Annotated in this window: 14 protein-coding genes; 3 read left to right on the top strand and 11 right to left on the bottom strand. The window is 63.6% G+C overall.

Annotated features, from left to right (window positions below):
- Window positions 1-127: 127 nt before the first annotated feature.
- From LDO41_RS17610 to glmU, 4 genes are all read right to left on the bottom strand, one after another.
- Window positions 128-2026, bottom strand: a complete 1899-nt coding sequence (locus tag LDO41_RS17610) for a hypothetical protein (protein WP_223990444.1) — start codon at window positions 2024-2026, stop codon at window positions 128-130.
- Window positions 2027-2038: 12 nt separating this feature from the next.
- The gene (locus LDO41_RS17605) at window positions 2039-2245 is read right to left on the bottom strand and encodes a hypothetical protein (RefSeq protein WP_223990443.1); all 207 of its coding nucleotides are present in this window, start codon (window positions 2243-2245) and stop codon (window positions 2039-2041) included.
- Window positions 2246-3052: 807 nt separating this feature from the next.
- On the bottom strand, window positions 3053-4891 hold the full coding sequence (gene glmS, locus LDO41_RS17600) for a glutamine--fructose-6-phosphate transaminase (isomerizing) (RefSeq protein ID WP_223990441.1): 1839 nt from the start codon (window positions 4889-4891) through the stop codon (window positions 3053-3055).
- An 80-nt stretch (window positions 4892-4971) separates the two neighbouring features.
- Complete coding sequence (gene glmU / locus LDO41_RS17595; RefSeq protein ID WP_223990439.1) at window positions 4972-6336, bottom strand: bifunctional UDP-N-acetylglucosamine diphosphorylase/glucosamine-1-phosphate N-acetyltransferase GlmU; 1365 nt, start codon at window positions 6334-6336, stop codon at window positions 4972-4974.
- A gap of 274 nt (window positions 6337-6610) precedes the next feature.
- Here glmU and LDO41_RS17590 point away from each other — a divergent pair, with 274 nt between their 5' ends.
- Entirely contained in the window at window positions 6611-7471 is an 861-nt protein-coding gene (locus tag LDO41_RS17590; protein WP_223990437.1) for a DUF6279 family lipoprotein, read from the top strand.
- A 58-nt stretch (window positions 7472-7529) separates the two neighbouring features.
- Here the strand turns inward: LDO41_RS17590 and LDO41_RS17585 are convergent, their stop codons facing one another.
- The 4 genes from LDO41_RS17585 to LDO41_RS17570 form a co-directional block, all read right to left on the bottom strand.
- Window positions 7530-8603, bottom strand: coding sequence for an ornithine cyclodeaminase (locus LDO41_RS17585; RefSeq protein ID WP_223990435.1), 1074 nt, complete (start codon window positions 8601-8603; stop codon window positions 7530-7532).
- Between the two features lie 141 nt (window positions 8604-8744).
- Window positions 8745-9680: a tRNA 2-thiocytidine(32) synthetase TtcA gene (gene ttcA, locus LDO41_RS17580; protein ID WP_223990433.1), complete on the bottom strand. Its 936-nt coding sequence runs from the start codon at window positions 9678-9680 to the stop codon at window positions 8745-8747.
- 72 nt (window positions 9681-9752) lie between these two features.
- A complete protein-coding gene (locus tag LDO41_RS17575) occupies window positions 9753-10154 on the bottom strand; it encodes a dihydroneopterin aldolase (protein ID WP_223990431.1) in 402 nt (133 codons plus the stop codon).
- Between the two features lie 4 nt (window positions 10155-10158).
- Window positions 10159-10959 (bottom strand): SDR family oxidoreductase, encoded by an 801-nt coding sequence (locus tag LDO41_RS17570; RefSeq protein ID WP_223990429.1) that lies wholly within the window; start codon window positions 10957-10959, stop codon window positions 10159-10161.
- An 18-nt stretch (window positions 10960-10977) separates the two neighbouring features.
- On the opposite strand from LDO41_RS17570, the gene LDO41_RS17565 reads away from it, so the two are divergent.
- On the top strand, window positions 10978-12165 hold the full coding sequence (locus tag LDO41_RS17565; RefSeq protein ID WP_223990427.1) for a class I SAM-dependent methyltransferase: 1188 nt from the start codon (window positions 10978-10980) through the stop codon (window positions 12163-12165).
- A gap of 3 nt (window positions 12166-12168) precedes the next feature.
- Complete coding sequence (locus LDO41_RS17560) at window positions 12169-12363, top strand: DUF2905 domain-containing protein (RefSeq protein WP_223990425.1); 195 nt, start codon at window positions 12169-12171, stop codon at window positions 12361-12363.
- Between the two features lie 9 nt (window positions 12364-12372).
- Here the strand turns inward: LDO41_RS17560 and LDO41_RS17555 are convergent, their stop codons facing one another.
- The 3 genes from LDO41_RS17555 to LDO41_RS17545 form a co-directional block, all read right to left on the bottom strand.
- Window positions 12373-13617: a multifunctional CCA addition/repair protein gene (locus LDO41_RS17555; RefSeq protein WP_223990423.1), complete on the bottom strand. Its 1245-nt coding sequence runs from the start codon at window positions 13615-13617 to the stop codon at window positions 12373-12375.
- Between the two features lie 16 nt (window positions 13618-13633).
- A complete protein-coding gene (locus LDO41_RS17550) occupies window positions 13634-14317 on the bottom strand; it encodes a glutathione S-transferase family protein (protein ID WP_223990421.1) in 684 nt (227 codons plus the stop codon).
- 109 nt (window positions 14318-14426) lie between these two features.
- The gene (locus tag LDO41_RS17545; RefSeq protein WP_223990419.1) at window positions 14427-15449 is read right to left on the bottom strand and encodes a complex I NDUFA9 subunit family protein; all 1023 of its coding nucleotides are present in this window, start codon (window positions 15447-15449) and stop codon (window positions 14427-14429) included.
- Between the last annotated feature and the right edge of the window lie 36 nt (window positions 15450-15485).

Genomic DNA, 15485 nt, shown 5'->3' with positions numbered 1-15485 from the left:
CCAGCAAGGAGAAACGCACTAAGCAGACACCAATCAGTGAAGAGGCATGACCTTGGGGTGGGTCAATTTTCGATGCAACTGGTGGGTCAGTTTTAGGTGCAAATCAACACCTTTGGCGCCGAAGAGCTCAAGGTGCCTCCGCGAAAGCGAGTTTATGCAGTATCCAGAGCGATTTCCGCGTGTTCGACTGTTGGTCTGTCGAAAATTTGGCCAGAAACTTCAGAGGGTTGCGAATCTGCTGGCTGTCAAGTTCGTCGCTGCGGAAACTGGAGTAGTCGCCACCGGCGATTGGAATCTCCTTGGCAATATTCTTGGCGGTACCCGGATCGTAGAAGAACGCGAGGACGAGCTTGGCGATATGCACACGGGTATGTGTCCGCTTGAGAAAATAGTCGCGGTCATCCCTCAACCTCTCATAAGCCGCCGAGATGTACTGACCACCCGTCGCGCGCGCTGCCATCGACTTCAGATGATTCAGCACAATCTCGTACGTTTCATCGACAGGCTTTGCCACGTGCTGATTAGCAGAAAGGACTGCAACGAGAGTACGTGTGAGGTAGTCGTCAATTCGACTCTGGATGTTCGGGATAACGTCCCAGCTCTCCCACAGAGAGGTCATGTAGAGCGCCACGTCCCTGCCATAGAAATACTGGAAATCGAGCAGGTGCGTTACAAGCTCGATCACCTCGTCATAATACCGCTGGATGAGCGGCATCACGTCAGTTGCCTCAACGATAGAAGCTAGCTCCCGACTCGGCATCTGCTCTCGGTCCAAGAACACGAACGCCATGAGCAGCGTCTTCTGTGCCTGCTCCAAGGCATTCTGGGGAGTGTAGTTTTCGCTCGGATTCACGAGGCGCGCGTAAAACTCCATCGTACCCGCAGCTTGGCGGATAAAGAGGTCCTTGAGCAAAGCTGCGAGAAGCTGCGACGTGATAGTGTGCGAAAGCTCGTGCGTCAGCGTCAGGGGAGTCCAGGCAAAGGTGTTGCACCCGGTAATGAGCTCAAGCGGCGCGCTCAAAGTGAATGTCGTGCTCTTGTAGCCGTCCCGACCACTGAAGTAAGCAATCAGCTTGAGATACTCATCGACGTTTTTCGGCTCGCCCTCAAGAACAACACCCTCCAGAAGGTGCTGCCTCCAGGCGGGGTGAATAAATTCGCGTCGAGTGAGTTCTTTATCGCCTGCCGGCAGATTCGCAAGCCCCGCGACCTTCTCAGGGAGCCGAGAAGCGCTGAAAGCCGCGTCATGATGACGGCGGATATTGGTGAGCGCTTGCGTAGCCGTTCCAATGCCAAGAAGTGAGTGCGTCCAGAAATGACACTCCGTCTCGCGTATAGGGGATGTACCAGCAAACGTCTGCGATGAAAAACGCGACAACGCTGCGTTCACGTTGGCCAGATACGCGAGCTTGTCCACAGCATGGCTGCGGCCGCTATTCAGCGCTTTCTGGAAGGCTTCGTCAAACGCATCAATTTCTGCTACGAACTGTGGCAAGTAGCGTTCGCATTTCGCGCGCGTCACCGCATTCAGCGTTCGATACTCTTCGGACGCGCTCTTCAACTGAGGAGGCACGGCCGGCTTCGCCGCCACACCCACCCTTTCCGCTGCGCGCGTCCCCATCACCACCGGGCTGTACGCGACGTCGTTCACCATAGTCCCGACAACATCCCAAGCTTCCCAGGGAGTGTTCGGAAGCGATGCCAGAAGCTGCCCAATAACCGGGTCTTCAACAACAGTAGATACGACGACAAGGTTGTGCATCCCATAGCTTGCGAACGCACTGATACCTTCAAGGTCGAGGGTGCCGATGTCGACGGGGCCGATGAAAAAGATGAACCAACGCGAATCGCCTTCCGTCGAGGGGAAGGCCGCATCGTCAATGGGAAAGAGAGGACTCATTCGAGTCGTTGAGTCCCACACCTGTAGTGCAGCATCAACGCTCGAAACGGCTCGAATTTCATGGCCGCGCAGGTCAGTTGACCTCTTCAAGAGCAGGTAAATCTGCTCCCCAGCAAGCTTTGCCAAAACTGCCTCAACTTAGAAGTTCGACAGGTGCTCGCCGCTCGTCGTGTCAATAATCTCGCGCACGCCCACCGGACCGACGCGCAACACCGAACCGCTCCGAACGCTACGCGCGTTGGGGCCAGTGAAGTTCGCTGCATCATGGTCGAAATGCCCGTAGCGACGCCCGCCAAGGGCGCACTCGAGTTCGAGCACGGTCATCAGGTCATCAGGACGGAACATGGTTTTTATGGGTTGATTTATCAAGTAAATCAAGGGGTTCGGCTGCCCGGCCGGGTACTTTATCGAAAACCAAACCGTTGTGCAAGTGCCGCTTCGTTGAAGAAGCACTTCGTGCTGCAAGGCGTCAGTTCGCCGACATGACGTGCGCCCAACTGTCAAGAAACGACAAATTTCGTTCCATCCCGGGACATTGAGCGGTCCGCCTGCCAGCGACACAGCAAATCCTCCGGAATGCATTCCATACAACAAGCAATTCGTGACAAGTACGATATGGAGCAACCTCGCAATGATCGCACCCTTAAAAAAGTACCGTTATTGGCACTTTCCCCAGTCGCCACTACCTCGCGCCGCTACCCTTGAGCACGGCGCAGAAAGTGGAGCGTCGGCATGACCAATGTGGGTTGGCACTCTACCCGTCATCAATCGCAGTGACGACCCCGACCACCGGGCGATGGCGCGGATGCTGGATTGCACCACGGACGCCAATCGTCGGCGGATGAACGTGGAGCGCGTCGCGCCAATGCAAACAGGCACCAGCGCAAAGCGAGTCGCCGTGCTAACCCGCGCATTCAGGCGGAATACGGACGTCATCGCAGCAGTTCTGTCGCGAGTTGACGGACCGTGCGAAGGATGCGGGCAGTCGGCACCGTTGCAGCGAACATACGGCACACCGTACCTTGGGATACACCATCGCAGACGTTTTGCAGATGGGGGGCCATTTCGCCCCCCCCACACGGAACGCTCTTACAAGACGCCGCGGAACACGTTCATTTGGTGCGAACACAAGGTCTTTGCGTCAACCTCGCTTTACTCCACCGTCACCGACTTCGCCAGGTTCCGCGGCTTGTCCACGTCCGTGCCCCGTGCGCACGCCGTGTGGTACGCCAGCAGTTGCAGCGGTACCACGTGCAGGATTGGCGAAAGCGCGCCGTAGTGTTCGGGCATGCGAATCACCTGGATGCCGTCCGACGACTGGATGTGCGTGTCCGAGTCCGCGAACACATACAGTCGGCCGCCGCGGGCGCGGACTTCCTGGATGTTGGACTTCAGCTTCTCGAGCAGCGCGTCGTTCGGCGCCACCGTCACCACCGGCATCGCTTCCGTGACCAGTGCGAGCGGGCCGTGCTTCAGTTCGCCCGCCGGGTATGCCTCGGCGTGGATGTACGAGATTTCCTTGAGCTTCAGCGCGCCTTCAAGCGCGATCGGGTAGTGCAGACCGCGGCCGAGGAACAGCGCGTTTTCGCGGCGCGCGAAGTCTTCCGACCACGCGATGATCTGCGGCTCCAGCGCCAGCACGCCGTGCAGCGCCGCTGGCAGGTGGCGCAGGTTCGTCAGCGCCTTGGCTTCTTCGTCGGCGTTCAGGTAACCACGCACCTTGGCCAGCGCCAGCGTCAGCATATACAGCGCAGCCAGCTGCGTGGTGAACGCCTTGGTCGAGGCCACACCGATCTCGGTGCCCGCGCGCGTGAGGAAGCGCAGTTCGGTCTCACGCACCATCGCGCTGGTCGCGACGTTGCAGACCGCGAGCGTGTGCGTATGACCGAGCGAGCGCGCATGACGCAGCGCGGCCATCGTGTCGGCGGTCTCGCCCGATTGCGAGATCACCACCACCAGCGCGCGCGGATTGGGCACCGTGTCGCGATAGCGGTATTCGCTGGCGACTTCCACCTGCGTCGGGATCTTGGCGATCGACTCGAGCCAGTACTTGGCCGTGCAGCCCGAGTAATAGCTGGTGCCACACGCGAGGATCAGGATGTTGTCGATCTCCGAGAACACCTTCGGTGCGCTTTCACCGAACATCTCCGGCGTGATCGCGTCCACGCCCTCGAGCGTGTCGCCCAGCGCGCGCGGCTGTTCGAAGATTTCCTTCTGCATGAAGTGGCGGAACGGGCCGAGCTCGACTGCCGCAGCGTGGGCTTCCACCACGCGCACTTCGCGCTCCACCGCATGATCCGATCCATCGCGAATGGTCACGCCATCGAGCGAGATCTCGGCAACGTCGCCTTCTTCCAGATAGATGATGCGATTCGCGGTACCGGCCACAGCCAGCGCGTCCGACGCGAGGAACGCCTCGTTCTCGCCGAGTGCCACCACCAGCGGCGAACCGGCGCGCGCGCCGACCACGCGCTGCGGCTGGTCCTTGGCGATCACGGCAATCGCGTACGCGCCATGCAGACGCTTGGTGATCACGCGCACCGAGGCGAACAGATCGCCGCGCGTCGCGCTGCTCGGGTACGTGTATGCCTGGTGAATCAGGTGAGCCACCACTTCGGTATCGGTCTGCGACTCGAAGCCGTAACCCGCGGCGCGCAGTTCCTCGCGCAGCGGCTCGTAGTTCTCGATGATGCCGTTGTGCACGAGCGCAATGGTCTCGTCCGAGAAGTGCGGGTGTGCGTTGAGCGTATCGGGCTTGCCGTGCGTGGCCCAGCGCGTATGCGCGATGCCGGTCAGGCCGCCGAGGCCGGACGCTTGCGTCTGCGTGTCGAGATCGGCCACGCGCGATACGGTGCGCGCGCGCTCGAGCGTCTCGTCGCGCACGATGGCCACGCCACACGAGTCATAACCACGATACTCGAGGCGCCGCAGGCCCTCGACCATGACCGGTACGATGTTGCGGGTAGAAACCGCGCCGACAATGCCACACATTTTTTGAACCCCCGATGAATATTGCTTGCCCTGCGATCCTGAACGGTCTGTCTCAACTTTGCCTGCGTTGCTGCCGCTAATTACTTTTTAGCCGGCTTGACCGGACGCTGCCAGCCGTCCAGGGTCATCTGCTTCGCGCGCGACAGCGTCAGCTTGCCCGCGGGCGCTTCCTTGGTCAGCGTCGTGCCCGCACCGATCGTCGCACCAGCCCGCACCGTCACCGGCGCCACCAGTTGCGTGTCCGAACCGATGAACACGTCGTCCTCGATCACGGTACGCAGCTTGTTCGCGCCATCGTAATTGCAGGTAATGGTACCCGCGCCGATATTGACGCGCTGCCCCACCGTCGAGTCCCCCACATAGGCCAGATGGTTGGCCTTGCTGTGGTGGCTGATCTGGCTGTTCTTGACCTCGACGAAGTTACCGATATGCACATCCTCGCCCAGCTCGGTGCCCGGACGCAAACGCGCGTACGGCCCGATGCGGCCGTCCGGCCCGATTGTTGCTTCGTCGATATGGCAGAAGGGTTGCAGACGCGAACCCTTGCCAATCTTTGCATGTCGAATCACAGAATGCGCGCCGATGTAGACACCGTCCTCCAGATGGACATTGCCCTCGAACACGCAGCCGACGTCGATCGTCACGTCGCGGCCGCAGGTAAGCTGCCCGCGCACGTCGATACGTGCCGGATCGAGCAGCGTCACGCCCGCCTCCAGCAGCTTCTGCGCGATGTTGCGCTGGTGGATGCGTTCGATCTCGGCGAGCTGGACCTTGCTGTTGACGCCCAGCGTCTCCCACAGCGCGGCCGGCTGTGCCGACACGACTTCCACCCCATCCTGCGCCGCGCGCTCGATGGTGTCGGTCAGGTAATACTCGCCCTGCGCGTTATCGTTGCGCAGCGTCGAGAGCCACGTGCGCAGTTGCGCCGTGGGGCATACGATGATGCCGGTATTGATTTCGCGGATCGCGCGTTCGTCGTCGCTCGCATCCTTCTGCTCCACGATGCGCGTGATGCTGCCGGCGGCGTTTCGTACGATACGGCCATATCCGGTAGGATCGCTCATCTCGACCGTCAGCACGCCCAGGCGTTCGCTGCCGGCGGCATCGAGCAGCGCACGCAGTGTGGCGGCGCTGGTGAGGGGCACATCGCCGTACAGCACCAGCGTGGGCTGATCGTCATCGATCAGCGGCAGTGCCTGCATGACCGCGTGACCGGTGCCAAGTTGCTGGGCCTGCTCGGCGAACTGGACGTCGCTGGCACCCACGGCCGTGCGCACGTGCTCGGCACCGTGGCCGACCACGACCACCAGTTTCGTCGGCGAAAGCGAGCGCGCGGTCGCGATGACGTGCGCGAGCATAGGCTGGCCGGCAACGGGATGAAGCACCTTGGGCAGCGCCGAGTTCATGCGCTTTCCCATGCCCGCGGCAAGAATGACGATATTCACAAGGAGGTCCTAAGTGAGTGTGTCCGGAGAGAAACTTGAAAATCCGCGCCACGGATCGTTTCACCGTCCTATGCGGCGAGATAGGCGGCAACATAAGCGGCAAAATCGTTGTCGAGACGGGGCTGCGAGACCTTCTGCAACCACCGTAAACATGCGCGCCGATTCTAGCATGGCGGGTTATGCCCGACGCCCCGTGGTTTCCGATTCTCACAAAACGCAACAGGTCTGGCGCCAGCGCATATTTTCATGGTTTGCAGCATTTACCACATGTGTCGTGCTGGTGACACTGGGCGGCTGCAACGCGATGAAACTGGGCTACCAGCAGGGCGACCGCCTGGCCTATTGGTGGGTGGATCGCTATGTGGACGTCTCGGACGCCCAGGAGCCGCCGACGCGGGAGGCCATCCACCGGTTCTTCAGCTGGCATCGCAGCCAGCAGTTGCCGGAGATCGCCACCGTGCTGACGCGCGTCAAGGGCGAGGTGGCGCAGCCGGTCAATGCCGAGATGGTCCATCGGGTCCAGCAGGACACCCAGCGCCTTGGCCGGCAGGCCTTCGAGAACGCGATTCCCGATCTGGCCGACCTGCTGCTGACGCTGACGCCCGAGCAAATCACCCGCATGCAGGCCAAGTTCGACGAGAGCAATGCCAAGTACCGCAAGGAATTCCTGCGCGGCAACGAGGCCGCGCGGACCGACGCGCGCTTCGACAAGGTGATGGATTACGCGAAGCTGATCTACGGGCGCTTCTCGACCGAACAGGAGAAAACCATCAAGGAGGCGATGGGGCCGTATATGCAGGGCGCGGAGGCGCGCTATCAGCAGCGTCTGCAGCGCCAGAAGGAATGGCTGGGACTGGCGAAGGAGGTGCAGGCCTCGCACCCGGCCAAGCCGCAGGTGGAGCAGATGCTGCGACGGTATGCCGACCAATGGCAGCGCCCGGGTCCGGAACGGAGCCAGAGCGGCGTGGACCTGACGGTCACGATCGCCAATCTGACCACGCCGGAGCAGAAGGCCCACGCGGTGGACCGGTTCCAGAAATGGATCGACGACACGCGCGCGCTGATTCGCGAGGGCAATCCCTCCTCGGCATCGTCGTCGCCGGCCAAGGCACCGTCGCAGGCATCCAACAACTGAGCGTTTGAGACGCCCGCTTCAGACGACCAACCGCCTACCCAGCTGATTGACGTGTGGGTCAGGCGGTAGCGGCTTCGGGTTCGATCGCCGCGGCCGCGCCGGCGGGCGCGGCACCCGCGCCTCGCAGCAGCCCGAACAAATCCTTCGGATCCGCCTGCCGCGGCACCAGATCGAGCGTCTGGCCCAGGTCGAGCTGGGCCGCGCTGTCGCGCAGATAACGCAGCGCGGAATAGTCCTCGAGCGCAAAACCCACCGAGTCGAACACGGTGATCTGGCTCGCATCCGTACGGCCCGGCACGCGCCCTTCCAGCACCTGCCACAACTCGGTCACCGCGAAGCCCGCCGGCATTTGCTGGCAGTCGCCCTCGATGCGGCTCTGCGGCTCGTATTCGACGAACACGCTGCCACGGCGCAACACATCCGGGTGCAGTTCGGTCTTGCCCGGACAGTCACCGCCCACGGCGTTCAGGTGCATGCCCGGCGCGAGCATGTCGGGCGTGATGATGGTGGCGTAGGCCTTGTCAGCGGTAACCGTCGTCACGATGTCCGCGCCGCGCACGGCTTCGACGGTGCTGGCGCACGGCACGATCTCGAGATCTGCGATGCCTTGTAGATTCCGCGTCAGCTTGCGCGTGGCACCCGGATCGACGTCATAGACCCGCAGCGTGCGGATGCCAAGCAGGTAGTGGAACGCCAGCGCCTGGAATTCGGCCTGCGCGCCATTGCCGATCAGCGCCATCGTGCTGGCATCCTGCCGCGCCAGCCGGCGTGCCGCCACCACCGACGTGGCGGCCGTGCGGAGTGCGGTGGTCAGCGTGAGTTCCGACAGCAGCAGCGGCATGCCCGTCGATACCTCGGCGAGCGTGCCGAATGCCATCACGGTGGGCAGGCCATCGGCGGTGTTGGCGGGATGGCCGTTCACATATTTGAAGCTGTAGAGGTTCGCGTCGGCGATCGGCATCAGCTCGATCACGCCGCGCGCGGAGTGGGCAGCGGTGCGCGCGGATTTATCGAAGTCCTGCCAGCGCAGGAAGTCTTCTTCGATGTAACGCGCCATCTGCCGCAGCACTTGCGGCAGGCCCTGGATTGCCACGATGTGCGAGACATCGGAAGGGGAAAGGAAACGGGTCATGGTCCGGTGGTCCAATGCAGTGATAACCGGATCCATTGTTCCAGCGGCCCGCGCCACGCAGAAGCCACCGTTTCGAACGAAAACACACAGGCGCTGACATTTCGTCAGCGCAAATCGAGCGTTTCCACCCTTTGCGCGCCCTCAGGCGCTGGTCTTCACCCCAGCGTCCGCCTCGGCAGGCGTGCGCTCGAAGCGCACGAACTCGATGCGGTTCTCCTCGGCGCTGCCGGCGAACTGCAGCGGCTGTTGCGAGAACGTGGTCTCACCGAACAGCGAGGCCTCATCCACCTTGGCCAGGCCGGTGGCCAGCCCGGTGAACGGGAACAGATCGGTATCGGCCAGATGCGACGGCACCACGTTGCGCAGCGACGCGAAGATATTGTCGATACGGCCCGGGTTCTCGCGCTCCCACGTCTGCAGCATCTCGTTGACCTTCTTGCGCTGCAGGTTTTCCTGCGAGCCGCACAGGTTGCAAGGGATGATCGGGAACGCCATCGCGCGCGCAAAGCTCGCAATGTCCTTCTCAGCGCAATATGCGAGCGGACGAATCACGATGTGCTGGCCGTCGTCGGTGGCCAGCTTCGGCGGCATCGCCTTCATCTTGCCGCCGAAGAACATGTTCAGGAAGAACGTCTGGACGATGTCGTCGCGGTGATGACCCAGCGCAATCTTGTTGGCGCCAAGTTCCTTGGCCGTGCGGTAGATCACGCCGCGGCGCAGGCGCGAGCACAGCGAACACGTGGTCTTGCCCTCGGGCACCTTCTCCTTGACGATGGAGTAGGTATCCGCCTCGACGATCACGTACTCCACGCCGGTCGACTTCAGATACTCGGGCAGGATGTGCTCGGGAAAACCGGGCTGCTTCTGGTCCAGGTTCATCGCGATCAGCTTGAAACTGATCGGCGCGCGCTTCTGCAGCGCCATCAGGACCGACAGCATCGTGTACGAGTCCTTGCCGCCGCTCATGCACACGAGCACGGTATCGCCGTCCTCGATCATGCCGAAGTCGCCAATGGCTTTGCCGGCCAGCGACTGCAGGCGTGTTTCGAGACGATAGAAGTTAGCGGAGTGACTCATAGGGCATTGCGGAGAGGGGTTGGCCACGCCGGGGGCGGCGGGCCAATATTCTACTTGAGCGGCCCCGAAGCTTCAGACCGGCTTGATATGGAACACTTCCACGCCGACCGAATCGCAGTCCGGGTAGACATCGGGCTTCTCGGTGGACACGCGTACCGCGCGCACCTGCGGGTGCAGCAGCATCGCGCGCGCGACGTCATCACACAGCGTTTCCTGCAGATGTACGTGCCCCTGCGCCATGCGCGCGGCCACGGTGCTGCGCATGAAGTCGTAGTCCACGACCTCTTCAAGCTTGTCGGCGTGCGGGGTAGACTGCGCCAGCGGCACGAACAGGTCGATATTGACCAGCACACGCTGCTCGCCTTTCTTCTCGAATTCATGCACGCCGATGTTGATCTGCACTTCGTAGTTGCGCAGGAACATGCGACGGCAATCGGTCAGGCTGGGGTGGGATAGTGCGGCAAGCATGGTCATGGGGTCATTCTGTGAGGAACATCACGTCGCGGTGAAGCGGCATCAGATGCTGCCCACCATCGACGTACAACGTGGTGCCGGTCACCGCGCGCGCGATGGCCAGATAGGCCACTGCCTGCGCGATATCCTCCGGCGTGGAAGACTGGCCGAGCGGCGTCATCTGATGCGCGCGGCTGAAGCCGGTACCGCTCTGCTCGCCAGACACCAGCGTGATGCCAGGCGCGACGCCCACCACCCGCAGACGCGGCGCGAGGGCCTGCGCCAGTTGCATCGTGGCGGTCTGCAACGCGGCCTTGGACAGCGTATACGACAGGAAGTCCGGGTTGAGGTTGTCGAGCTTCTGGTCGAGCAAATTGATCACCACACCACGAGGGGTGTCATCGCCCTCCGTGGCAAGCGCCTTGTGCATCTCGCGCGCGAGCAGCAGCGGCGCGGCCACATTGGTGCGCATATGCGTGTCGAGCGAGGCATAGGAGAAGCTTGTCGCCACGTCGTACTGGAACAGCGACGCGTTGTTGACGAGGCAGGTCGGCGTGCCGAGCGCCACAGCGCATTCGGCGATCAGGCGGCCGGTTTCGGCTTCATTGGCCAGATCCGCGCGTAGTACCGCGGCGCGGCGGCCCAGTGCGCGAATCTGCGTGGCCAGCGCCTCGGCTTCCGCGACCGAGCGGTTGCAGTGCACGGCCACGTCCCAGCCCTGCGCGGCGAGTTCGAGCGCGATGGCGCGGCCCAGGCGGCGCGCACCACCGGTGACCAGCGCGACGCCGCGCGCGGAAGGTGTGTCAGGAGTCTGGGAGGCGGGCATTGCTACAATTCGCGGTATATGCAGAAAGTCGCTAGTCTACCCCTTCCCCCCCAGGACGCGCAGGACGCGTCGAATGCCCTCGCCGTGTGCATTGGCGATGCAATCGACGCCAGCGGCGGCTGGATCGGCTTCGATCGCTACATGTCGATGGCGCTGTATGCGCCGCGCCTCGGCTACTACAGCGGCGGCGCCGCCAAGTTCGGCCGCGACGCGCGCGATGGCAGCGATTTCATCACCGCACCCGAGCTGACGCCGTTCTTCGCCCGCACGCTCGCGCGCGAATTCGCGCCGCTGCTGGCCGCGGGCCTGCCGGCTGTCATGGAATTTGGTGCCGGCACCGGCCGGCTCGCCGCCGATCTGTTGCTGGCACTGGAAACCGAAGGCGCCCTACCCGCCCGCTACGAAATCGTCGAGCTATCTGGCGAGTTGCGCGAACGGCAGCGGCGAACGCTGGCCGACCGTGCGCCGCATCTGGCCGATCGGGTGATCTGGCACGACACGCTGCCTGAACGGTTCGAGGGTGTGATCGTTGGCAACGAGGTGCTCGATGCCATGCCGGTGCGCCTGTTCGCGCGCGAGGGCGGACGTTGGCACGAGCGCGGCGTGCGGCGCGAGGGGACGACGGGCTTCGCCTTTCAGGACCGCGTGCTGGCCGATGACGAAGTACCGGCGGCATTGCTCGCGATGCCCGGCGATCACGACGTGGTCACCGAAACCCATGCCGAGGCCGAGGGCTTTGTCCGCGCGGTCGGTGCGATGCTGGCGCGCGGCGTGGCGTTCTTTATCGACTACGGCTTTCCGGCCAGCGAGTACTACCATCCGCAACGCGCGGGCGGCACGCTGATGTGCCACTACCGCCATCACGCGCATCCCGATCCGTTCCTGTATCCGGGGCTGCAGGACATCACCGCGCACGTCAACTTCACGGGCATCGCCGAAGCGGCGGTCGAGAGCGGGCTGAACGTCGAAGGTTTCTGCTCGCAGGCACGTTATCTGATGAACGCGGGGATTACCGAGCTGCTGATGACGCTCGACCCGTCCGACGTCCGCGCCTTCCTGCCCGCGGCCAATGCCGTGCAGAAGCTGTTGTCGGAGGCGGAAATGGGCGAGCTGTTCAAGGTCATCGCGTTGTCGCGCAACGCCGATACCATCGAGAACTTCTCGCTCGCCGGATTCCAGCGCGGCGATCGCACCTATACACTCTGAGCCATGCTGCGCTGGACGCTGACCATCTTCTTCTGCGTGATCGTGCTGTCGGCCGCGCTGCCGTGGCTGCAGAAACTCGGCCTCGGCCGGCTACCCGGCGACCTGCGCTTCCGCCTGTTTGGCCGCGAATACGTGCTGCCGTTCGCGTCGACCATTCTCCTGTCGCTGATCGCGCTGGTCATTGGCCGGCTGCTGTAGCGCCAACTGCTATAGCACCAGCTGCGCCAGCCTCTCTTCCACAGCTGCCACGCGTGCCTGGTGCACGCGCTCCTTGATCTGCGCGACATTGTCCGCGCATGCCTTGGCAATCGCCCCCGCGTCGATCGAGGCGGCCGCTTCGCGCGCCGCCAGCAGGCGCGCGGCCTGCGGATAGTCGCGGTCCTCGAAGCCGAGCCGACCGCGCGCATCGGCCTCGCACGCGCGCAGTGCTTCGGCAAAGCGCTCGGGCTTGCGCAGCGCATCGCAGCGTTCGAGCAGACGCGTCACCGCCGCCGCGCCGAACTCCAGCGAGCGATGAATATTGCCGTGTTCGCGCGCGACCACCAGCGCGAGCTCGCGACAATCGTTCGGCACGCGCAGACGCGCGCAGACCTGCTCGAGCAGCTTCACGCTGCGTTCCTCGTGACCGATATGGCGTGGCAGTACGTCGGCGGGCGTAGTGCCCTTGCCGAGATCGTGCACGAGCGCGGCAAATCGCACCGGTAGCGAGGCGCCGGTGGCGGCCGCATGATCGACGACCATCATCACGTGCACGCCGGTGTCCACCTCCGGGTGATAGTCCGCGCGTTGCGGCACGCCCCACAGCCGCTCGAGTTCGGGCAGCAGCTTCGCCAGCGCACCGCACTCGCGCAGCACCGCGAACATGCGCGACGGCCGCGCCTCCATCAGGCCACGCGCGAGCTCCTGCCACACACGCTCGGGCACCAGCGCATCGACCTCGCCCGCCTCCACCATCGCGCGCATCAGCGCCACGGTCTCGGGCGCCACCGTGAAGTCATGGAAGCGGGCCGCGAACCGCGCCGCGCGCAGGATGCGCACGGGGTCCTCGGCAAATGCATCCGAGACATGACGGAAGCAGCGGGCGGCCAGATCTTGCCGTCCGCCATAGGGGTCGATCACGGGACCGACCAGATGTCCGGCCTCATCGACAGCCTGCGCCATCGCGTTGATGGTCAGGTCGCGCCGCACGAGGTCGTCCTCGAGCTTCACGTCCGCGCCGCAGTAGAACGCGAAGCCCTTGTAGCCCACCGCGGTCTTGCGCTCGGTGCGCGCAAGCGCGTACTCGGCTTTGGTCTGCGGATGCAGGAAGACCGGAAAGTCCTTGCCCACCGGCTTGTAGCCGAGCGCCTCCATCTGGTCGGGCGTCGCGCCCACCACCACGTAGTCGCGATCCTGGCTCGGCTTGCCGAGCAGCTGATCGCGAATGGCACCGCCCACGGCGTAGATCTGCATGACGCTCAAAGGATGCTTAAAGAACGATCGCGTCCGCGCGGTCGGGACCGGTGCGATACGGCTCGTCGTCGGTCAGGAAGTCACGCTCCTCGCGCGCGCCGGCCACCCATTCCTGCATCGACGGCAGCGAGAGGATAAAGTCCGCGTACGTCTTGGCTTCTTCGGGCAGATGAATGCCGTAGGTGGCAAAGCGCGCCACCACCGGCGCATAGAACGCGTCGGTCACCGTGAACGTACCGAACAGGAACGGGCCCTTGTCGGCGTGTTGCGCGCGCAGCTCGCTCCAGATCGTGGCAATGCGATCGACATCGCGCTGCACGGACGTGTTCCAGCCCATGCCCGGCAGCATCGCGGTCACGTTCATCGGCAACTGGTTACGCACATGCTGGAAACCGGCATGCATCTCGGCGCAGACCGCGCGCGCATGCGCGCGTGCCGCCACGTCGGCGGGCCACAGCTGCTTTTCCGGGAACCGCTCGGCCACATACTCGCTGATCGCCAGGGAATCCCAAACGCGCACGTCGCCATCGATCAGCACCGGTACCTTGCCCGCGGGCGAATACTGGCGGATCTCGGCGTCGAAGCCCGGTACGAACAACCGCACGGGAATCTCCTCGAACGCGATACCGGCTTCGCGCAGCAGCAGCCACGGACGCAGCGACCAGGAGGAGTAGTTCTTGTTGCCGATGACGAGCTTCATGACACGGATCCTTGGGGGAAGGTTGGAGCTTGCAGCCGGCCATTGTAGCCAGCGCTACCGGCACTCATCAAATGAATTGCACTCGCAACGCTGGTGAAGCGGACTCACATCAGCGATGCACGCTGCCACGCATGACCTGCAATGCCTCTTCGCGATTGCGTCCGGCCAGCACGTCCGTCATCACGGACTCGAGGCTTGCCGGACGCAAGTTCAGTTCGTGCGCGAGCGGCGCTTCCAGGACGTTGTCGAGCCGCATCGAGTCGAGATTGTCGCGCGTCATCACCGGCCCGCCCGGCATATGCTCGAGCACCGCGGCCTGCACGCGCGCAAGCGCGTCGGGCAGCGCGATCACCGGACGCGGATGCCCCGACGCGCGACCCGCAAAGCGCACCAGTTCCTCGAGCGTATAGACCTGCGGACCGCCCAGTTCATATGCTTGGCCGATCGTCCGCGATGTGACCATCGCGTTCAGGAAGGCCTGTACCACGTCCTGCACGAACACCGGCTGGAAGCGCGCGTGCGCGCACGCCAGCGGCACCACGGGCGCCATCTGCTGCATCTGCGCGAACAGGTTCAGGAAATGATCGTCGGGACCGAATACGACGGACGGACGGAACACGGTCCAGTCGAGCCCCGATTCGCGCACGATGCGCTCACCGTCGCCCTTGCTGCGCAGATACATCGAGGGGCCCGCGCCGTTGGCGCCCAGCGCGCTCATATGGAGCAGTCGGCGAACGCCGGTGCGCAGGCACGATTCGACGATGCGGCGCGGCATCTCGACATGCGCGGTGGCGAAGGCCTCGCCGTACGGATCGCCGCGCTCGCCGTGCAATACGCCGACGAGGTTGACGACGATGCCATCGACGCCGAGCGAACCGATCGCGTCGTCGAGCGCGGCATCGTCGGCAAAGCCGAGTTCGACCACCTCCACACGCGGCAACAGCAACAGGTGCTGCGCGTGCTCGACGCTGCGCGAGCCCGCGAGAATGCGCTCGGGTGCGATCGGACTATCGGGATTGGAGGCGGCGTCGAGAGGCGCTCCCGAGGCGGAAGCCGCGCCGGCCAGGCGCGAGATGAGGTGACTGCCGATGAAACCGGCGCCCCCGATGACGAGGACATTGCTGGTCTGCATGGTTGGCTCCGTGTCGCTTACACACAATCATGATGC

Source organism: Cupriavidus pampae, assembly GCF_914271485.1.
GTDB lineage: Bacteria > Pseudomonadota > Gammaproteobacteria > Burkholderiales > Burkholderiaceae > Cupriavidus > Cupriavidus pampae.
The sequence above is the reverse complement of the archived record's forward strand: the minus strand, read 5'-3'. Positions and strand labels throughout refer to the sequence as shown.